At 40.7% G+C, this 20,729-nt stretch carries 24 protein-coding genes; 6 read left to right on the top strand and 18 right to left on the bottom strand.

Translation table 11 applies throughout. The annotated features are described in order from the left end of the window. Positions 1 to 22 precede the first annotated feature (22 nt). The gene (locus FTU66_RS02230; protein WP_179988428.1) at positions 23 to 334 is read right to left on the bottom strand and encodes a hypothetical protein; all 312 of its coding nucleotides are present in this window, start codon (positions 332 to 334) and stop codon (positions 23 to 25) included. Positions 335 to 692: 358 nt separating this feature from the next. Between FTU66_RS02230 and FTU66_RS02225 the strand changes: the two genes are divergently transcribed. After that, positions 693 to 950: an EexN family lipoprotein gene (locus FTU66_RS02225; RefSeq protein ID WP_004971457.1), complete on the top strand. Its 258-nt coding sequence runs from the start codon at positions 693 to 695 to the stop codon at positions 948 to 950. A 95-nt stretch (positions 951 to 1,045) separates the two neighbouring features. Here the strand turns inward: FTU66_RS02225 and tsaD are convergent, their stop codons facing one another. Then, positions 1,046 to 2,062 carry a tRNA (adenosine(37)-N6)-threonylcarbamoyltransferase complex transferase subunit TsaD gene (gene tsaD / locus FTU66_RS02220; RefSeq protein ID WP_004971458.1) on the bottom strand — a complete coding sequence of 339 codons (1,017 nt, stop codon included), beginning with the start codon at positions 2,060 to 2,062 and terminating at the stop codon, positions 1,046 to 1,048. A 146-nt stretch (positions 2,063 to 2,208) separates the two neighbouring features. Between tsaD and rpsU the strand changes: the two genes are divergently transcribed. Together rpsU and FTU66_RS02210 are read left to right on the top strand one after the other, a co-directional pair. Next, positions 2,209 to 2,424: a 30S ribosomal protein S21 gene (gene rpsU / locus FTU66_RS02215; RefSeq protein WP_001136722.1), complete on the top strand. Its 216-nt coding sequence runs from the start codon at positions 2,209 to 2,211 to the stop codon at positions 2,422 to 2,424. 31 nt (positions 2,425 to 2,455) lie between these two features. Then, positions 2,456 to 2,902 carry a GatB/YqeY domain-containing protein gene (locus FTU66_RS02210; protein WP_096902523.1) on the top strand — a complete coding sequence of 149 codons (447 nt, stop codon included), beginning with the start codon at positions 2,456 to 2,458 and terminating at the stop codon, positions 2,900 to 2,902. Between the two features lie 153 nt (positions 2,903 to 3,055). Here the strand turns inward: FTU66_RS02210 and FTU66_RS02205 are convergent, their stop codons facing one another. The 14 genes from FTU66_RS02205 to FTU66_RS02140 all read right to left on the bottom strand — a co-directional run bounded on the left by FTU66_RS02205 (position 3,056) and on the right by FTU66_RS02140 (position 16,500). Beyond that, the gene (locus FTU66_RS02205; RefSeq protein WP_004971462.1) at positions 3,056 to 3,418 is read right to left on the bottom strand and encodes a hypothetical protein; all 363 of its coding nucleotides are present in this window, start codon (positions 3,416 to 3,418) and stop codon (positions 3,056 to 3,058) included. 60 nt (positions 3,419 to 3,478) lie between these two features. Further along, on the bottom strand, positions 3,479 to 3,853 hold the full coding sequence (locus tag FTU66_RS02200) for a GFA family protein (protein ID WP_096902524.1): 375 nt from the start codon (positions 3,851 to 3,853) through the stop codon (positions 3,479 to 3,481). A gap of 48 nt (positions 3,854 to 3,901) precedes the next feature. Then, entirely contained in the window at positions 3,902 to 5,338 is a 1,437-nt protein-coding gene (locus FTU66_RS02195; protein WP_171324990.1) for a M48 family metalloprotease, read from the bottom strand. Between the two features lie 105 nt (positions 5,339 to 5,443). Continuing rightward, positions 5,444 to 6,418 carry a D-glycerate dehydrogenase gene (locus FTU66_RS02190; RefSeq protein ID WP_179988427.1) on the bottom strand — a complete coding sequence of 325 codons (975 nt, stop codon included), beginning with the start codon at positions 6,416 to 6,418 and terminating at the stop codon, positions 5,444 to 5,446. A gap of 63 nt (positions 6,419 to 6,481) precedes the next feature. Beyond that, positions 6,482 to 7,072 (bottom strand): hypothetical protein, encoded by a 591-nt coding sequence (locus tag FTU66_RS02185; RefSeq protein WP_225530187.1) that lies wholly within the window; start codon positions 7,070 to 7,072, stop codon positions 6,482 to 6,484. A 230-nt stretch (positions 7,073 to 7,302) separates the two neighbouring features. After that, positions 7,303 to 9,192 carry a M48 family metalloprotease gene (locus tag FTU66_RS02180; protein WP_179995362.1) on the bottom strand — a complete coding sequence of 630 codons (1,890 nt, stop codon included), beginning with the start codon at positions 9,190 to 9,192 and terminating at the stop codon, positions 7,303 to 7,305. Positions 9,193 to 9,287: 95 nt separating this feature from the next. Continuing rightward, entirely contained in the window at positions 9,288 to 10,826 is a 1,539-nt protein-coding gene (purF, locus tag FTU66_RS02175) for an amidophosphoribosyltransferase (RefSeq protein WP_096902526.1), read from the bottom strand. Between the two features lie 25 nt (positions 10,827 to 10,851). After that, positions 10,852 to 11,433, bottom strand: coding sequence for a CvpA family protein (locus tag FTU66_RS02170; RefSeq protein ID WP_004971476.1), 582 nt, complete (start codon positions 11,431 to 11,433; stop codon positions 10,852 to 10,854). 3 nt (positions 11,434 to 11,436) lie between these two features. Continuing rightward, entirely contained in the window at positions 11,437 to 12,438 is a 1,002-nt protein-coding gene (locus FTU66_RS02165; protein ID WP_179989335.1) for a quinone-dependent dihydroorotate dehydrogenase, read from the bottom strand. A gap of 111 nt (positions 12,439 to 12,549) precedes the next feature. Further along, positions 12,550 to 13,029 (bottom strand): type II secretion system protein GspM, encoded by a 480-nt coding sequence (gspM, locus tag FTU66_RS02160; RefSeq protein ID WP_180112226.1) that lies wholly within the window; start codon positions 13,027 to 13,029, stop codon positions 12,550 to 12,552. Then, positions 13,029 to 14,168 carry a type II secretion system protein GspL gene (gspL, locus tag FTU66_RS02155; protein ID WP_179989334.1) on the bottom strand — a complete coding sequence of 380 codons (1,140 nt, stop codon included), beginning with the start codon at positions 14,166 to 14,168 and terminating at the stop codon, positions 13,029 to 13,031. The genes gspM and gspL overlap by 1 nt, the downstream gene beginning before the upstream one ends. A gap of 46 nt (positions 14,169 to 14,214) precedes the next feature. Further along, positions 14,215 to 14,670, bottom strand: coding sequence for a histidine phosphatase family protein (locus FTU66_RS02150; protein WP_179989753.1), 456 nt, complete (start codon positions 14,668 to 14,670; stop codon positions 14,215 to 14,217). 154 nt (positions 14,671 to 14,824) lie between these two features. Then, the gene (locus tag FTU66_RS02145; protein ID WP_180112225.1) at positions 14,825 to 15,898 is read right to left on the bottom strand and encodes an NAD(P)H-dependent glycerol-3-phosphate dehydrogenase; all 1,074 of its coding nucleotides are present in this window, start codon (positions 15,896 to 15,898) and stop codon (positions 14,825 to 14,827) included. Between the two features lie 26 nt (positions 15,899 to 15,924). Beyond that, positions 15,925 to 16,500, bottom strand: coding sequence for a nitroreductase (locus FTU66_RS02140; protein WP_131261340.1), 576 nt, complete (start codon positions 16,498 to 16,500; stop codon positions 15,925 to 15,927). 380 nt (positions 16,501 to 16,880) lie between these two features. On the opposite strand from FTU66_RS02140, the gene FTU66_RS02135 reads away from it, so the two are divergent. After that, entirely contained in the window at positions 16,881 to 17,258 is a 378-nt protein-coding gene (locus tag FTU66_RS02135; protein WP_004971490.1) for a hypothetical protein, read from the top strand. A 109-nt stretch (positions 17,259 to 17,367) separates the two neighbouring features. Here the strand turns inward: FTU66_RS02135 and rhlB are convergent, their stop codons facing one another. Then, on the bottom strand, positions 17,368 to 18,519 hold the full coding sequence (rhlB, locus tag FTU66_RS02130) for an ATP-dependent RNA helicase RhlB (RefSeq protein ID WP_004971493.1): 1,152 nt from the start codon (positions 18,517 to 18,519) through the stop codon (positions 17,368 to 17,370). A gap of 111 nt (positions 18,520 to 18,630) precedes the next feature. After that, positions 18,631 to 18,843, bottom strand: a complete 213-nt coding sequence (locus tag FTU66_RS02125; protein ID WP_004648643.1) for a cold-shock protein — start codon at positions 18,841 to 18,843, stop codon at positions 18,631 to 18,633. A gap of 477 nt (positions 18,844 to 19,320) precedes the next feature. Between FTU66_RS02125 and FTU66_RS02120 the strand changes: the two genes are divergently transcribed. Together FTU66_RS02120 and rpoH are read left to right on the top strand one after the other, a co-directional pair. Next, positions 19,321 to 19,575 carry a sulfurtransferase TusA family protein gene (locus FTU66_RS02120; protein ID WP_154320852.1) on the top strand — a complete coding sequence of 85 codons (255 nt, stop codon included), beginning with the start codon at positions 19,321 to 19,323 and terminating at the stop codon, positions 19,573 to 19,575. A gap of 165 nt (positions 19,576 to 19,740) precedes the next feature. Beyond that, a complete protein-coding gene (rpoH, locus tag FTU66_RS02115) occupies positions 19,741 to 20,610 on the top strand; it encodes an RNA polymerase sigma factor RpoH (protein ID WP_004971496.1) in 870 nt (289 codons plus the stop codon). Positions 20,611 to 20,729: the final 119 nt, after the last annotated feature.

The following is a 20,729-nucleotide window of genomic DNA, read 5'->3' as shown; positions in this document are numbered from 1 at the left end:
AACGCGCTAAATGACTGAGCGACTACTGACCTTGTTCTGCAGCAATCCGTGCCAATGTGTCTTTATAAAATTCTTCGCCATGCGCCTGCATTTCTGCCACAGTCGGCTCTCCTACATATACTTCTTGCGGTACTCTCGCTTCAGGTGTGATAGCCGAAGGATGAGTTGCTACAGTAGTCAAACGAGTCGGTACTTCGACCTGTTGGGCTGTCACTGAACTCGGCTGATTTTCTGTACTATTTATATTTTGCTGTATTGACTCAGCCCCTTCGCAAGCGGTCAATACCATCATCCCCATCACACAAATAATGCAAAATGTATTTTTAAATCGCATGTTTATCTCAATTGGTTTTATATTAAATATCTACCAAAAATCATAGTTTAAAGTTGAAAACACAACAATTGGACAGGATTCACAGATTTAAATACTGCTGTCAGCTACTTTATGGATTTCTATAAATTGTAGGATGAGTGCACAAAAAAAATAAAGAAGTTCTATTTGAAACCAATACGTGAAATAAAGTTTGGGATAGAATATGACTATAAAATTTCAGAAAAATTATTAAAAAATATTTATATTGCAATTATTTAATTTTACTTAATAAGATCAACTTTAGTCCATTGTATTATTTTATGAACCCATTATTCGCTTAAGATGCAATCTCTTTAAAACAAACAACGGTTAAAAAATAATGTTTAAATTTAAAAATTTGTTAATTACAGTAAGTTTAATTACAACGCTTACAGCATGTACACAAGTGAAAACGCAAGAGTATTATGCCGAGAACTTAGATGAAGCTAAAAAAGTTTTGCAGAAGTGCGAAGAAATGGCCAATCAAGGTAAATCACTAGAAGGTAAAAAATTAGAAAACTGTACAAATGCAGGGAATGCTGTGATGCAAGGCATGATGAAAGATCTTACCAAAGGTTTAATGGACGCAGTTCGCTAAGTCTTAAGTATTCGTTTCTAATATTAATGTAAAAATTTAGCATATAAAGTCAGAGGCAGATTATTGCCTCTGATTGATTTTATGCTACGAACAACTTAACCCGCAGTTGGATTGGTAAGCTCCGTCATTGGCCAACGTGGTGTAGTCGTAACCGATAAACCATCTTGCTGCCCTGCTTTTAAACGCTGATAGCCCGCAAAAGCAATCATTGCACCATTGTCGGTGCACAATGCAGGTTCTGCATAATAAACCGTTGCACGAATTTTAGCTAAATCTGCTTCTAAACGCTCACGTAACCGAGTATTTGCACTCACCCCACCCGCGATCACCAAGCGTTTTAAACCTGTTTGTTTTAAAGCTTTTACCGATTTTTTCACCAAAGTATCAACAATCGCTTCTTGGAAACTTGCCGCAATATCGGCATCACGGTTTTCATCACCTAACTTTTTCATTTGTACTGAAACCGCAGTTTTTAAACCGCTAAATGAAAATTCTAAGCCTTGGTGCAACATTGGACGTGGAAATTCAAAAGCTTTGGCATCGCCTTGTTCAGCTAGTTTGGCGATATTTGGCCCACCCGGATACGGTAAACCCATCATTTTGGCAACTTTGTCAAAAGCCTCGCCTGCAGCATCATCAATCGACTCGCCTAACAATTCATATTGGCCAATGCCATAAGCTGCCATGAGCTGTGTATGTCCACCCGAAACCAATAAAGCGACAAACGGAAATTCTGGCGGTGTCGCAGACAATAATGGTGCAAGCATGTGCCCTTCCATGTGATGCACCCCAATTGCAGGTTTATTTAAGGCAAAAGCTAAAGTTCGTCCAAATAATGCGCCTGTCATGAGTGCGCCCATTAGCCCCGGCCCACGGGTATAAGCCACTGCATCAATTTCAGATTTTTTGACTTGGCTCTGCTCAAGCAATTGATTGATTAAAGGAATAAGTTTGCGCACATGGTCACGTGAAGCCAGTTCGGGTACCACACCACCATACTCTGCATGCAATTTAATTTGGCTATACAGTACTTGCCCGCGCAAACCTAACTCGCTGTCATACAGTGCAAGTCCTGTTTCATCACAAGATGTTTCTAAGCCTAAAACGATCATTAAATTGCCTATAACCTGTATCAATTCTATTGCGAAACCTATTATAGACTTGTGATATGAGATGTAAATGAGTAAAATACTGACCTTCACTTGTGATCGTGGGCAATTTCGCCCAGATCTTATCCATAACTTAATGAGGATTCTTCATGCCACAAGTTAAATTGAAAGAAGGCGAACCAGTAGACGTAGCTATCCGTCGTTTCAAACGTTCTTGCGAAAAAGCAGGTGTTTTAGCTGACGTACGTAAGCGTGAATTCTACGAAAAACCAACTCAAGAACGTAAGCGCAAAAAAGCTGCTGCTGTTAAACGCTACCAAAAGAAATTGGCGCGTGAATCAGTACGTACTACTCGCCTTTACTAATTAATTTGTGATTGCCTGTCTGGATTAAATGATGACGACTTTGAAAAACCAAATTACTGACGTTTTGAAAGCGACAATGCGCGCCAAAGAAATGGATAAGTTAACGGTAATTCGTAGTCTACAGGCGGCAATTAAGCAAATCGAAGTCGATGAGCGCAAAGAGCTTGACGATGCTCAGGTTCTTGCGGTCATTGAAAAGCAAATTAAACAACGTAAAGAATCGGTTAAAGCCTTTGAAGGCGCTGGCCGAGAAGATTTAGCTAGTAAGGAACAAGCCGAAATTGAGGTGTTATCTCAGTTTCTACCAGAAGCTATGACTGAGGAAGAACTTGATTCCATGATTGCGCAAACCATTGAAGCGCAACAAGCTACTAGCATGAAAGATATGGGTAAGGTGATGAACTCTCTGCGTCCGCTCATAGCCGGGCGCGCCGATCCTGCTCAAGTATCTGCCAAAATTAAAGCCAAATTAAGCTAATTAGCTCACCCCAAATTTGTTCTTCTCCGAACACTGATTTAAATGTCAGATTAAGCCCGCTTTAATCTTTCTATCTAATGCTATTAAGTAAAATGCTAAACCTAGGATGAGATAGATTATCTATTCACCCTTAGACACTTCTGCTTTAACTTTTTACTTTAAATCGCAGTTCACTTGATATTTTTTCAGTAATTGCATTTCTTTAGATGTGCTGACCTGCTGAATCACGTCCTGTTTATTAATATTCTGATAACGACGATCCAAATAGGCACGGTTTTCATCTGCTGCCTGATATAAACGATCAACATAACGACTAACAATGCCGCAAAACTGCTGCTGTTGCTGCGGATTAAAACCCTGCTGTTGTGGGTTTAAGCCTCGTAAAAACTGTCGGGTATCTTGTTTATATTGCGCATTAATTTCTTCAACAGCCAACACATACTGCTCTGCACTCGCAGCATAGACATTTTGCAAGGTCATCCCCAAAGTAAGGCATAAATAAATATATTTTTTCATTTTCAAGTCAGGGTCGTTTCAACTCAAGTTCTATTTTAGCATTGTATATTCGGTGAATAACTATTCACACGACTCAATTGCCAAAAAGTTGGGTTTGTATTGCGCAAATGCTTGCTCACATGGTTCGGGAACTTTGCCTTGAGTCACTGTCCCTAAGCGTAAGCGAATAATATCGGGTAAATCTAGCCGATAAGAATAAATCGGGCTGCCACACTCCTGACAAAATACCCGTGCTTTATTGGGACTATGAAAATATTCTTTTAGATATTTTAAGCCACGCACCACTTCAAAATGTTCGCGTGCCACTGGACTATTCCATCCCATAATACCGCCTTGCGCACGACGGCAATGCTGGCAAAAACATAATATTGTTTTTTCAATTTCGGCATGGTAACGGTAATACACCGCACCACATAAACATTGTCCCTCAATCATTCTTAAACTCCTTTTCTTTATTGTTATGCCACCGTATGTACGCCCGACTTATATTTTTAACTGTCGTTCTCTTTGCATTTCAGTCACACGGTTTTTTATATTTGCCGACATCGCCTGATTGTCTTTGGCTAAACGCTGCGCGTGCAGTAATGATTTAATTGCCTCTTCTTCCCAACCTGACCAATACTGTACTTCTGCACGATACCGTAACACATTTACCGTGCGTAATGCAGAGCTTCGGTCTATATTTGCCGCTTGCTGCATTAAATTCCATGCCGATAAATCACGTGGATTTTTTTGCAAGAAATCCTTCAAAATACTTTCTGCTTGCGTAGTTTGATTTTGACGAATCAAAACCTCGGCCCATTTATAATTCAGCGCACGATTTTCAGGCATAATTCGCGCAGGTGAACCAATTGTTTTGAGCGCTAAATCAATTTTATTTTGCCCTAAATAAATGTCAGTTTGAATAAGTGTCAATAAATTATGTAAACGATTGTGACTTTTGGCCTGATCTATACTTTGTTGCGCCAAAACAAAATCGCCTTGCTGGCTATAAAAATAAGCCAAAGCCAAATTCGCCGCAAAATGGTTACGGGTTGCAAATGCTTTAAGCTGCTGTTCTGTCGCCTGCTGCGAAACCACCAAACTATATAACTTTAAAATCTCAAAGTCTTCATCACGCAGCGAGGTTGGCACTGGTGGCAATTGATTGGCACGTAAACGCGCCTCACTCATCCGCTCTGTGGTTAAGGGATGGGTAAACCAAAAGTCAGGTAAGAAGCTCACTCGACTCGTAGTACGGTGCATCACCTCAAAAAAGTCTGCCATGCTTTGTGGGTTATAGCCTGCGCTATACATATATTGCATGCCAATACGGTCTGCTTCACGTTCCTGATTACGGCTATAAGTCAATTGCTGATCCATTAAAGCGGCTTGAGAACCCATCATCACCGCTGCGCCTGCATCACCATCGGCTTGTGAGGCAACCAATGCCCCAACCACAACCCCAGCGAGTGCCAACAAACCCTGTCCTTTAAATGCCTCTTGAGAGCGACTGTAATGACGTTGCGACACATGCGCAATTTCATGCGCCATCACGCCCGCAACTTCATCCATATTACGGGCAGAATTAATAAGACCTGTGTTTAACGCAAATAAACCACCCGGCACAGCAAAAGCATTAATTTGTGGATCATTGATAATGAGTAGCCCAATGGGTTGCCCCAATTGAGTTTGGCTGAGTAGATGCGAAAACGTATTGATTAATTGATCTTCCAGCCACGGGTTTTGCGTGACAGGCATTTTACGCTGCACTTCCCGATAGACTTTTTCACCAATACTGCGTTCTTTTTGCTGATCAATTAATCCCACACCACTGCCTATTTCAGGCACATTAAATTGTGGTGTGGTGGTTAGATTGGCACTTTGGGTTGTCGCAATACTGGCAAAACTCAAACCGCAGATCAGTAATAGATGTTTCAATGGATGATCTCAAATACATATTTTGCATAATGATTCACTATAACATTGAAAAATGAACGCATTTGCAATGATGTGTTATCAATTTTTACCAAATCATCTTTAACTTTAAGACGTATAACAAGCAGGATTAACAACATATTGCGGGCGACGTCCTTCCAGCGCATCAACTAAATTTTTATAGGCTAAGTTTGCCATTTGTCGACGAGTTGCTGCAGTTGCTGAACCAATGTGCGGCAAAGTCACGACATTATCTAACTCAAATAATGGTGATTCTTGCAGTGGTTCTTTGTCATAGACATCCAAAGCTGCGGCAAAAATTTTGCCTGCTTCTAAGGTCTGAATAAGTGCCTGCTCATCAATGACTGAACCACGCGAAATATTGACCAAAATTGCATGAGACGGCATTAAATCAAGTTCACGCTGACCAATTAAGGCTTTAGAGTCTGCATTTAAATCGACTGCCAGTACCACAAAATCAGACTGTTGCAGCAATTCATCCAGACTTAAATATTCTGCATTAAATGCCTTCGCCACTTCCATTTTTTCACGACGATTGTGGTACACCACATTCATATTAAAACCATGAAATGCACGCCGTGCGATAGCCGCACCAATATGCCCCAAACCTACAATACCAATGGTTTTACCATAAATATCCTGTCCAAACTGTGCTGCACCCACGGTACGTTTCCATTGCCCTTGTTTAGTCCACCGATCTAAATATGGCACTTGTCGTGCTGCACTCATCAATAAAGTAAAGGCTAAATCTGCTGTGGTTTCAGTCAAGACATGCGGTGTATGGCAAAGACTAATCTTTTGTTGAGTTAAATAATCTACATCATAGTTGTCGTAACCGACACTTACACTCGAAATCACTTTGAGTTTAGTCGCAGTATGCAAGTTGCTTTGATTAAGCAAGCGCCCTGCACCAATCATGCCATCCGCATCTTGCACATGCTCAAGCAACTGTTGATTCACGTCACCCAACTTCGGGCTGACCTGCACCACCTGATAATCTTGCTCTAGCTTACTTAAAATTTCTGCATCAATTTGACTAAACACTACCACTTTTTTACGCATGATTATCCCTGTTTCGTGTCTACAATTGCTTGTATATGTAGAGTTTTAAATATCTGAATTGACTTAGGCTTTAGGCTGTAACGATGTGATTTGTATCGCATCCCACAGACTTTTTTTCAACAGCGGTTGATCTAACATCTCTTGCAAGCTGGCTAAATGCAAACATTGTTCAGATTTAAAATGTGGTAATTGACCTAAAATCAGCATGTTTTTATCTGTGCTCAAGACATCAACAAAACCTTGCACATAATTTTCTACCCCGATGCCGTCTTGTAATACTTCTAAAGCAAAAGGCCATTGCAATACGTGATATTCGGCCTGTAGCGCATGTTGAATATTACGCCACAATTGTTGCTGTTCCTGACTCAAGGTAGTGCTTTCTACCAAAATGACACAATGTGGCAACTGCAAAGCTTCAATACTAAATGCTTCAATTTGCAGCATGACACGCGCTTCAGGAACAACTTCTGGCGCGGCCGCTTCAACTGTCGTATGTTGCGGAGATGGTTCTTGCTTAGGCTTTTCGTGAATAATCGGCTGTTGTTGTTTTAATTGTTGAGGTACTGCAGCAGGAACAATAATTTCGCTGTGTATTTCAGGTGCAGCTTGGTCGCGCCAAACCGATGATTGTGGCAAAGTTTGAGACACAGCCATTCTGGAAACCCAAATATCGATTCCCAAACTGGCTAAAATGTCACGCTGATGCCCCATCATGTTTATCATCACCCATCTAACTTTTCGCTGCACGTATTTATCACAGAACAACATGCAAGATAGCACCTATTCTACCTAGAAAGGCTGCACAATGCTGTGCTTTCTTTCACCCAATCTGACCTATTCGTATTTTTTCAAAATCTGCTTTAAACACACCTAGTCAATCAGTGTCACACAATCATCAAACTGTTTTGTTTTTGCATTTGCTCGACAATTTCTTCGGTTTTAAAACCTAAACGCCAATAGAGCAACTCCAAAACATCCAATTCATCTTGGGTGATAATACGGTCATTCCACAAACAAATTTCAGCAATGCCTAACACCATCAGTCGATCACGCAGCAGCAAACCTGCCATATCATTTAAAATTTCTGATAAATCAATCGGTTCATCTGAAATTTCTTCATAATCAATCAATTCATCTGCAGTTAAAACACGTTCTAAAATACGTTCACGTACATCTAACTGATTAACACTATTAATTTGCTGCACATGCAATAAAGCATCGATTAAACGTACAATTTGCGGTTTAACTTCGTGTAACGCTGCAGGTGTATGTAAAGGCAGTAAGTTTAATTCAAACTTGATTCGTTCAAGCAGCAAAGCATCTAACAAACCAATTTCACCATCTTCCTGAATGATTTTTGCCAATTTGGTTAAAAACTGCCGTGCGATACTCAGCGGCATACCACCAATATTTTTACATGCTTCATGGAAAATCGAGATATGTACTCGCCCATCCAAATTTAATAAAGCATCTACAATTGCACGGCTGACTTCTGCTTCAGCAGGAATAAATTCACGATATTGGCGAATCATTAAAATAGCAACAATCACCTCACGCGAACCCGTTGCCGTTTGTAAGGCACGCTGAATCAACTCTGGGCGCGGCATGTTATTACGAATTTCAGGCTTGAGGGGCTTAATTGCATCATTAATTGCAAAGCTAATTGGCGATAAGCGCAGCAAAGGCAAAGGTTGTGGTGAACTCCACGGCGCATAATATTCAGCATTCATTTCTTCTAACGAGCGAAATAGGCTAAACAAAGGCTGATTGCGTAAACGCTTCAAATTTTCTAGCTGTAAGTCTTGTACCAAGGTTGGATCAAGCTCAAAAATACGGGCTTCAATACTTGGATGAATATTCATCCAGCTTTGCGGACTGAGCGAGTTAGCAAAGCACATGTGGGAAATAGATTCTGAATATTCACTATGAATTTGCGACCCTGCATGATGCACATAAATTCGCAGCAAAGTTTGAATATTGGCATTATTTTGAATCAAACGTTTGGTTTTTAAATCATTTTTAAAGGTACGTCCGCTTAGACTAATATATTTAATTAAGCGGGTAATCAACACGCCCAAGCTACCAAACAACCAGATACCACCACCTACAGCAACAAAAAAAGTCGCTAACTTATGTGGCGGTGCATCACGATGTTGTCCAAAGCCAAGTTTGGCGATGCTACTGCCCCACTTACTAAACGTGGTTAGGCTACTGTAGAGGATTTTAAGCTTGGTATTATCAATGGTTTCACCACTTAAAATATGGTTAAACTCATGGCTGAGTAGTCCATAAAGCTCTTGCTCATCCAAGTTTTGCAAAGCACCCCAAGTCAAAATAATCACAATATCTTTATGACTAAAGCCTGCAGTGAGGGCATTTACCCCAATTTCATCGGGCAATACATATACAGTAGGCGCTGGGATTTGAAAGGTATCGGCCAATTGTTCGGTCAGTTTAAGTGCGGTACTTTCTTCTGGGGTACTTTCGAACTGGGTTAAACGACGCGCACCCAATTGTTTTGCCAAAGAATGACCACCTGAGCGAAAAACGTAAAATTCCAAAATGACGGATACTGTCATAATCAGCACCAAGACCGTAATCCAGTATGGGCTTAGACTGTGCCAATAGATGGATTGGCTTGAATCGACATAATAGACCAACAGACCCAAAACTGTGTTTAAGATAAACAGGGTCAAAGCGACTGCAACCAAACATAAAATTGCAGACCAAATCATATTTTTGTTTTTAATCAAGTAACTACTCACAGACCTCAATGTAAACATCCTGAATTACATTGTATTTGAGCCACCATCATAAATGAAAAAAGCGGGAATTTCCCGCTTTTCTCACTGAGCTGATCAGAAAAAAATTAACTCTCTTTTACACCAGTTAAGTCTACTGACGCGGCATCAATATTGACATCAATATAACCATCTTTGCCTTTTTTAGCCAAGTCGTTGCGCTTTTGCTCAAGATCATTCAGATAAGCTTCGTCAATTCCGCCAGCTACATACACGCCATCAAATACTGAACAATCGAATTCAGTTAAATGCGGTACTTTATGGGTACGAACGGCTTGTTTTAAATCTTCTAAATCTTGGAAAATTAAACGGTCTGCACCAATAATTTCACGAATTTCTTCGACATTACGGTTAGACGCGATTAATTCATCTTTGGCTGGCATATCAATACCATACACGTTTGGATATTTCACCATTGGCGCTGCAGAAGCAAAGAATACTTTTTTCGCCCCAGCATCACGTGCCATTTGAATAATTTCGTTACAGGTCGTACCACGGACAATCGAGTCATCCACCAACAGTACATTTTTGCCTTTAAACTCAAGCTCTACAGGGTTCAGTTTTTGGCGCACTGATTTTTTACGCAATTGCTGACCTGGCATAATAAAGGTACGTCCGATATAGCGGTTTTTCATAAAACCTTCACGGAATTTAACCCCTAAAGTATTTGCCAATTCTAAAGCTGATGTACGTGATGTATCTGGAATTGGAATAACGACATCAATATCGTGTTGCTCGCCCCACTCTTGGGTAATTTTATGCGCCAGTTTTTCACCCATTTTCAAACGCGCTTTATACACTGAAATACCATCAATGGTCGCATCTGGACGAGCAAAATATACATATTCAAAAATACATGGGCGATATTCAGGTTTAGCGGCACATTGCTGGGTAAATAATTCACCTGCGTCATTAATAAAGATCGCTTCACCCGGCGCAATATCACGTTCAACTTTAAAGCCAAGTGCAGTAATTGCCACAGATTCTGATGCAATAATATATTCCATGCCCTGTTCAGTTTCACGTGAACCGTAAATCAATGGACGGATACCATTTGGATCACGGAAGCCAACCAAGCCTTGACCTGTAATCATAGCAACAACGCCATAAGCACCCTTACAACGCTCATGCACACGGCTGATCACATGAAAAATATCTTCTGAAGTTGGGTTTAATTTGCCACGTTTTTGCAATTCATGTGCAAATACGTTCAATAACACTTCTGAGTCAGAATCGGTGTTCATGTGACGTAAATCTGTTTTAAACAGATCTTCGTGAATTTCTTCGGCATTGGTCAAATTACCATTGTGTGCCAAAGTAATCCCGTACGGCGAGTTCACATAAAATGGCTGCGCTTCAGCACTGCTTGATGAACCTGCAGTTGGATAACGCACATGCCCAATACCATAATTACCTTGCAACGCACGCATGTGACGCGTATGGAATACATCACGCACCATACCGTTATCTTTACGCAAGAACAAACGCCCATTGTGGCAAGTTACGATCCCAGCTGCATCCTGTCCACGATGTTGTAACATCGTTAATGCATCAAACAACATTTGGTTAACAGGTGATTTACCAGCTATACCAACAACTCCACACATAGCAACCTCGCAGACCAGCTAGGGATTAATAAAAAGGATTATTCGTTGAGCCATCTGCGCCAGAGCGATTTTCTTTTGCGTCAGATGCGATGTCGGAAGATGGCGCGGCATCTTTCGACTTGATGTGCTGTAAAGCCTCATTGGCAGCGTCTTTGGAGAGTTCTGTTGCCCACGGTGCATACGGCAATAAAGTTTGTACAAATTTAGACTGTTTCCAATAAGGCGAGCTTTCGACCCAAGGACCAATGCCTTGAATGGTAATAAGGACAATGAGTAAGCCTTTCAAGGTACCAAATGCACCGCCTGCCAAACGATTTAATGGGCCAAGCTTCAAGCTCTTTAAAACACCATTTAAAACAGCGGTTACAATCCAGGTCAGTACCACAATTACCAAGACAATAAATGCAAAGGCTGCAATTTTTTGTACCACAGGATCGCTACTGAGTGCTGTCATCGAAGGTGCTAGGACAACTGCATATTTTGCCGCAACAATTAGGGCAAAAATCCATCCTACCAAGTTCGCAAAGGCTTTAATAAATCCTTGTCGCAAACCGTTCAACCCTCCAATAAGCAAGAGAATCAGAATAACGATATCAATGGTATTCATAAGTTATAAGGCGTTCACACAATCTTGAACCAGCTCAGGACCTGCATAGATTAAACCACTATACACCTGAACCAAGCTTGCACCTGCATTTTTTTTGGCAACCGCTTGTTCGCCCGACAAAATGCCACCGACACCAATTAAAGGAATTTCACCTTTCAGTGCTGCTGAAAATGCTGCCAAACATGCAGTACTTTTTTCAAACACAGGCGCGCCCGATAAACCACCAGCTTCATCGCCATGCGGCAAGTTTTCTACGCCTTCACGCGACAAAGTGGTATTGGTCACAATCAGGCCATCAATTTTGAATTGCAATAATTGTTTGGCAATAAACTGAATATCTTCAGGGTCTAGATCTGGAGCAACTTTTAATACCAACGGCACATAATGTTGATGTTCTTCGGCTAACTCCAACTGACGCTGTTTGAGGGTTTGCAATAACTCAGTCAGCGCATCACCACTTTGCAAACTGCGCAAGTTTTTGGTATTCGGTGATGAAATGTTTACGGTGATATAAGAGGCATAGTTATAGACTTTTTCTAAACAAATCAGATAATCATCTACTGCATTTTCAACTGGCGTATCGGCATTTTTACCAATATTAATCCCCAAAATGCCTTTAAATTTTGCCGCTTTGACGTTTTCAATCAGCTGATCGACCCCATCATTATTAAAACCCATACGGTTAATAATGGCTTTGGCCTGCGGAATGCGGAATAAACGTGGATGCGGATTGCCCACTTGAGGACGTGGCGTAATGGTACCAATTTCAATAAACCCAAAGCCTAAACCAGCCAAGGCATCAATATACGCACCATTTTTGTCTAGACCTGCTGCCAAACCTACTGGATTAGGGAATTCAATTCCCATACACGTCACAGGTTTCGCTACAGTCTTTTGACGCATCAAGCCCATTTTATGGCTCGATTTCAATAGTGATAGTGTCAGCTCATGTGCACGCTCTGGTGCTAAAGAAAATAACAACGGGCGGGCTAGAGAATACAACATATCTGCAAAAGTCTACTGCTTTCTAAGTCGCCATATTATAGGCTTAGCCCAGTCAAAACGCTATGCTTGACATGGGTTTATTTTCCGAGTTTCGGACTTTATTTTTAACCTTTACTGGACTGTCGCTGTTAATTTAATCTGCCCTGCTTCAGAAATTAATTCCATTTTTTCGATACTTAAACCCATTTGCGCCAATTGGGTTAAAAAATTTGCCAACACAGCATAATTGGCATGACTCGCCACAAGTTGCATCTTGTCACCACTTTGCTGCGAAGCAACCGATAAACCCTGTTGCTGAGCCACACGCTGAATTTTATCGGCTGCACTGAGTTGTGCATCATTGGCAGGTTTCATGGTGACTGCATGACTTTGCATCACCACCACCAAATCTTTAAGGTCATTTACCCGTTTTTGCTGTTTTTCGGCTGCGGCATGCATATACCACAACGCAGAACCCACAGCAGCAACGATCACAAAGATTGTGGTAAATACCACCAAAACACGTTCACGTGTATTTAAACGATCTAGATAATCTTGTATCAGTTCAATACGTTGATCGAACCAAGTTGACATTTTTTCCATGGCTTTCATTATTGTATTTTCACCAATCCTACTGCACCTGACGCGCTCGGCTGAATATTACCCAGCTCGACCTTAAAACCCTGCTGATTCAATTGCTGAGTGAGCGCTTGTAAGGTCGCTGCCGAGTTGGCATTCAATTCCATGTTCAACATATTGGCATCAAAACTCACACGATTGGCCACAATTTGATTTTGCATCAACACAGGGCCAACACGACTGAGCAATTGCAGCGCTTGAGTATCTGCATTTTTACTCATGCGTACCTGACTTTCAAACTGGCTTTGAATATTTTGTTCGGTAATACGACTATTTGCACCAAACCAATATTGATATTGTTCTATGGCTTGAACCGCTGTTTGATCTGCTACTTTTTTAAGTTTGCTCCAACGCAGTGCATCATAGCTAAACTGTACAATTAAAATCCCAAGAAATACTGCTGCACAGGCTTTCCAATAACCTGAAACACCCGTGTCTTGCTTGGATTTTGGCAGCATATTGAATGGATGCTGTTTGGCTTTCACTAATGCAGGTACTACATAATGAAAGCTTTCTAATTGTTCTTGTGTTGCAAATGCTTCAATACTTTGCATTTGTTCTGCACTAAAGTTGGTGATTTTATAGTTTCGTTCTGCAGTTTGATAATCTAGATAAAGTGCCAGATCATCAACTGAATAACCTAAAAATTCACTTTCACGTACCAACAAGCGTCCGCAAATATTTCCAATCACCGTTTGCCCTGGTTCAGGTTGCGGCAAAATTAAAAAATCAGGTAACAATGCACTGATTTTAACTGGCAACAAACTTAATACATGCAAATAGGTTTCAATACTATGCTTGGCAACTCCCAGCACGGTTATTTGCTCAGGTGGCTGAAAATGATGAACCACCTGCATCGCATCAATTGGCAATACGGTATATTCTTCTAATAAATACTTCACGCCATCGGTACCCAATTGTTTATATTGAGCTTTAGGCAAAGTTTGTTGCATGATTTGCACATCACGGCTTGGGAAAAACACCACAGCATCTTTTCCTTGAAAAGCCTGCAATGCCTGAATCAAGGCATCAAGACTATCTGCCTCTGTCCAGTATTCCCCATTTGACCATTGCCAAACCCCATTGGCTTCTGGCATCCATAAATACAGCATTATTATCGTTCTACCGTTGAATTATATTTAACTTTATACATTTATTTTATGCGTTTGGAATAAAACTTTTGATTTGGGTTGAAAGCCCCGCAGCAATTACTGCCTGCTCATAAATCCGTGCTTCTGCCAAATGATAGGGATGGAATGATTCTGAAGTCAAAATCTCTGCCATGTGCGCCACTACATTCATGTGACACACCACTGCAATTGACTCATACGGCAATTGTGACAACCATTCCACAGCAACTTTTGCATCATCTTCAGGTTTAATGGTATTGCAGACCACCACAGGCACATCTTTAAAATATTGCTGCAAATGTGCCAAAGTTTCTTGTGCACGCAGTAAAGGACTGACTACAAACACATCGGGCTGAATGATATTTTTTACATAATCTGCCGTTTCTTGTGCTTGTATATGACCACGCTCAGTCAATGGACGCTGATGATCATTGCCCATAATCGCAGGAGCGGCTTCACCATGACGAACAAGAGTCAGTTGCATAGAATTTCCTTATAGGATGATACACATTAAGTTGTGTCAATTTAACTCAAATTATGCGCTCAGTATAACCTGAGAATATGACAATTCAGTTCACCAAACTGTCATATTCCACGCAAGTTTTTACCTACTGTGGCGCAGTTTTATGGATGTAAAACTAAACTTGATGATGCGGCAAGACAAATTCCACATCACTGCGATGTCCATTTTTCATTAAAGACAGTGCAATATTCATAGGCGGCGCACCTTCAAAAATCACTTCATAAAGCGCACAAGTGATTGGCATATACACATCTAATTCATTCGAGCGCGCCCGCACTTGTACAATGGTATTAATGCCTTCGGCTGTTTGCCCCAATTCTTCTGTGGCTTGTTCCAAAGTTTTACCTTTACCCAGTGCATAACCCACTTGATAGTTACGACTCAATGGACTGCTACATGTTGCAAACAAGTCACCGACACCAGACAACCCTAAGAAGGTCAATGGATTTGCACCAAGCTTAACCGCAAAACGACTCATTTCTGCCAATGCACGGGTTAAAATCATACTCTTGGTATTTTCACCCACGTTATAAGCGGCTGCCATGCCCATCGCCACAGCATAAATATTTTTTAGCGCACCGCCTAATTCCACACCATTCACATCATCGCTGGCAAAAACACGGAATAACGCACTGTGTAAAGCTTGCTGCACCGCATAACGCACCAATTCAGAATGACTGGCAATAACCGTACCTGCAGGCTGCCCCGCCACAATTTCTTTGGCAAGGTTCGGGCCAGACAATACACCATACGGCACTTCTAGCAATTCTTCACGGATAATATCGCTCATAAAACTAAAGGTTTTGGCTTCAATACCCTTGGTTAAAGACACCACTGCTTGTGCGCTAATAAAAGGTTTAATTTGGCGCAACACATCACGGAAAGAATGACTTGGAATAGCCACTAAAATAATGTCACGGTCACGAACTGCAGTTTCCAAATCTGAAACGGCTCTTAAACCCTGCTCCAACTGAAAATCTGGCAAATAACGTCGATTAATATGCGTTTCATTAATTTCTTTGGCAGTCGCTTCATCACGAATCCAAATCATCGTGTCGCAGCCATTACGCACTGCTGTATTGGCCATTGCTGTACCAAAACTGCCACCACCTAGCACTGTAATGCGTAACGCAGTTTTTCGATCTATTGCAACAGGTTCAACCAAATCGGCAAAATTTAACTCTGACATTATTGTTATATCCTAAAAATAAAGACTTATGCGTTCCAATAACGAACATAAGCTTGCGTATTCAACTCAGCGCGTGCAGGAATGGCTTTAGCCGCTGTTCCCACATAAATAATGCCTGAAATTAAATCATCTGCATTTAAGTTTAAAGCTTGTTTCAGCAAGTTCGACTCAACGACTGCCCCACTACGCCACATACTGGCAAAGCCCTGCGCCTGCAAAGACAGTAAAAAGTTCTGTACCGCAGCGCCTGTACTTAAAGTCTGCTCAAAACGTGGCACTTTTGGATGATCCTGAAATTGCGTTAACGCCAACACTAAAAGTGGCGCACGAAATGGATGCTGTTTCACTCGCTCCAACTGAACCGCATCGGTTTCGCCCATGTCTGCCAAGGCTTGAGAAAGTAACTCACCAAATGCTGCACGTTGCTCGGCAGTAATCACCACAAAGCGCGTAGGTTTTAAACGATGATGATCTGGTGCGGTTAAAGCTGCCTGAAAAGCCATTTCTAGCTGCTCAGTATTTGGTGCAGGTTCAACTAACTGCCCCGTAGACTGACGTTGATGAATATTTTGATGAACGATTTCTACCGCTGTATCCGTCATTGACTTATATAACTATTTCAAAAAGCTCGGTTAAGATTAGCATAAACTCAAAAAATTGCGCTATTTCCGTATGCTTATTTGCAAGATTCTGATTAGGGTCTATATGTCTGCACTTTTAAGATGAACCTGCTCAGCACATCTAAACAATGATGCTTTGACGCATTCATCTATAGTTTAAGAGCATGAAAATACATTATGGATTGGGTTTGATGTGTATAAATGAATGACGAATTATCAACACAGCCTATACAGTGTCTACATCTAAAACCATCCAGATTATGTTCAACTAGATCAAATTGTTATTTTCAATCTCTACACATTTGAATTGAAATATCATCAACAAACAATACGCGCTACAGCGTTTTAGCCCCGAGGTAGATATGAAAAAAATAGTCGCCTTTTCTAGCCTTGCCGTTTTTGCACTTTTAACCGCATGTGCCACCACGCCAAATAATTCTCTTGCCATTCAAAAAGAAAACAACCTATATGAAGTCACAGGTTTAGGTAAAAGTAATATTATTGCCAAAAATAATGCAATTACAGCTGCCAATAAAACCTGTGGTACTCGTGCCGCTCCAGTCTTGGTTGATGAAAAAACATCTTATAACGGCGCACTCAAAGGTGTAGTCGATGAGCAAACGGGACAAATGATTCAGGCGGCAGCAACTGTTTTAGGTACAATTGCGGGACGTAATACTGATATTGCCCGTGATGATGATTATCAAACTGTGCTGACCTTTAGATGTCAGGCAAAGTAAATTATTACAGCACGACATAAGAAGCAAATACAAAAAAGTCGCTCCACTGAGAGCGACTTTTAAACTAAGAACAGCAGGATTTAAACTAAAAAATAGCTTAAATGAGTAATTAGCAATAACCATCTAAACGTGTTAATGGCAATTTTTGACCAATGGCTTTTTCAATTTCTGGTAAATAGAACGCATCATCTTCCGACAAGAAGCTAATACTCACACCACGTGTACCTGCACGACCTGTACGACCAATACGGTGCACATAATCATCTGACTGTTCAGGCAAAGTGAAATTCACCACATGCGAAACACCATCGACATGAATACCACGCCCTGCAACGTCTGTTGCAATCATGATGTTATGTTTGCCATTTTTAAACTGATCCAGCATTTTTAAGCGTTTGTCTTGGGCAATTTCACCTGACAACATCACCACTTTATAGCCATCACGCTTTAAATGATCATAAAGCTTACGCACCTGATCACGCCGATTGGCAAAAATCATGACTTTTTCAATCGGCTCATCACGTAAAATTTCTTCAAGCAATTTGTATTTATCGGTTTTGGCAACCATATATACCCGTTGCTCAACATCGGCATTGGTTTTCTTTTCAGGTTCAATTTCGACTGTAACAGGTTCAAATAACCACTGTTGAGCCAAGTTCAACACATCATAACTAAAAGTTGCCGAGAACATTAACGTCTGACGCTGTTCCTTACGCGGTGAATAACGCACAATACGTTTTACCGATGGAATAAAGCCCATATCCAGCAAGCGGTCTGCTTCATCAATCACTAAAAACTCAATCTGATCTAGCCAAACTTCTTTTTGTTCTACAAAATCAATCAAGCGCCCTGGTGTCGCAACAATAATATCGACAAAGTTTTTATTGAGTTGTGACTTTTGCTTATCAAAGTCTACACCACCCAACAAAGTCACCACATTTAAGTCGGTAAATTTGGTTAAGTCTTTTGCATCACTTTCGATTTGCAAAGCCAATTCACGCGTAGGCGCTAAAACCAATGCACGTGGTTCACCACGATAACGCTGCCCTTGAATTGGGTTATTCAATAAATCGTTGATCACACTAATTAAAAAGGCAGCAGTTTTTCCTGTACCTGTTTGCGCACGACCAATGGCATCATGTCCAGCCAAAGTAAATTTTAAAACCTTTTGCTGAATTGGCGTCATTTCCTTGAAACCCAAAGCATCAATAGCCTGTTTCAATTGCGGATGTAAATTTAAGGTTTCAAAACCAGATGACATAAATATGTGCTCGAACTTATACAGACAAAAAACTGACCTATTATAAACAGAAATACAAATAAAAAACGCCCCAATCAGGATTGGAGCGTTTTTTTTAGAATAATCGAGTGATTAGTCTAATGGCTGTACTTCTTCAGCTTGGAAGCCTTTTTGGCCTTTTACTACGCTGAATTCAACACGTTGGCCGTCACGAAGTGAACGGTGGCCGTCACCTTGGATCGCACGGAAGTGAACGAATACATCGTCGCCGCCATTGCGTTGGATAAAGCCAAAGCCTTTAGTGTCGTTGAACCATTTAACTACGCCTTGTTCACGAGCTGTCATAAGTTAATCCTCATTGATTAAAAAGAAGGACCACCCGGTGTTGCAAACAGCAGAGCAAACAAAGTTTAAAAATATTTTTATTTCTAAGCTTGTAATCATTCTGTATAACTATTAACAAAATCCCGGTTACATCCATTTGTAATAGGGCGACAAACAACGATTGTCTATCTAAAATCCTAAATACGCATCGAGCTTAACACGGCTTTATGACAATTAATAGATTTTTTTTGATTTATCTTGTTCAGTTTGAAACGAGTTGAACAAATAGAAAATTTTTATTTCTGTTAAGTGACTTAGCACAATTTTGATCTATAAATTTTATTGCAAATATCTCGCAAAATAAGCCAATTCTCTTGCCCTTATGCGCAGTAAGCCGCGCAATGAATAGCCCCGATGCTTCAGATGAAATTTATTTGGGATTTGTGAGCGAATTTGCTAGTATGATCATTCTGTTTTTTAAGGCGAATTTTTACTTCAATGCTGTGTGATGCTGAACAACCTATCATAGTGATTGATGCCATGGGACAACCTTGTCCTATGCCTTTATTGATGCTGAAACGTGCCCTTAAACATTCAGATTCTGCACGGTTTTTATTGAAGTCATCTGATCCGCACAGCCAGCAAGATGTGGCGCGTTATTGTCAGTTACATCAATATAGCTGTGAAGCAAGTCAGATTTCGGCAACAGAGTTTCATTATGTGATTGATGTTGCCAAGCCAAAAGCATCGTAATAAGCGTATCTGTTTGATTGTTCATTTGTTTTAATGACTTAATATTCGCCGCTTATTGCTATAAAGATTTACATATCTACACCAATTTTACTTATTTAAGTAGAATATTGGCATTAAGATAAAGACATCGGTTATTTTACCTACCTAATCCTATAAGGAGATCTCATGAGTGACAGCAGCAATCAGTTGATGCCCCTGTCATTATCTGCACCAGGGGTAAACCTCGGGGCTTATATTAGTACTGTTAACCAAATTCCTATTTTAACGGCTGAACAAGAAAAAGAGTTAGCCGAGCGTTATTATTACGATCAAGATTTAGACGCGGCCAAAATGTTGGTCATGTCGCATTTACGTTTTGTGGTGCATATTGCACGAAGTTATGCGGGCTATGGTTTACCGCAGGGCGATTTAATTCAGGAAGGCAACTTGGGCTTAATGAAAGCCGTGAAACGCTTTGACCCGAATATGGGCGTGCGTTTGGTGTCATTTGCCGTGCACTGGATTAAAGCTGAAATTCACGAATATGTGATTCGTAACTGGCGTATTGTTAAAATTGCCACCACCAAGGCGCAGCGTAAATTGTTCTTTAATTTGCGTAGCCTCAAAAAATCTAGCAAAAAACTGACGCTCGAAGAAGCACAATCTATTGCCAATGACTTAAATGTGACTGCAGAACAAGTCTTGGAAATGGAAGGTCGTTTAACCGCTTATGATGCGGCTTTTGAAGCACAAGGCGATGATGACGATGAAGGTTCAACTTATGTTGCACCTGCATTGTATTTGGAAGATAACCGTTACGACCCTGCACGTTTAGTCGAAAACGAAGACTACGAAGAACAAAGCACTTCTGCCCTACATGAAGCTATGGAACAGTTGGATGATCGTTCACGTAATATTTTGCAGCGTCGCTGGTTAGATGATGATAAATCGACCCTGCATGAATTGGCAGCAGAATATAATGTTTCGGCAGAACGTATTCGTCAGCTCGAAAAAAATGCCATGGAAAAAATTAAAGTGGCGATGTCATCAAACTAAACTGACATTCTCCAAATTGATGCAGACACATCGAAAAATAAAATTGGGCAAACTGCCCTTTTTTATTGTCTTTAATTGGTACAGCTACATACAGGCAGGCAAATCTCAGATTTTCCCGC

Origin of the sequence: Acinetobacter sp. YH12131, from assembly GCF_013418635.1 — a bacterium.
Lineage (GTDB): Bacteria > Pseudomonadota > Gammaproteobacteria > Pseudomonadales > Moraxellaceae > Acinetobacter > Acinetobacter towneri.
This window is presented reverse-complemented; position numbering and strand designations above follow the sequence as displayed.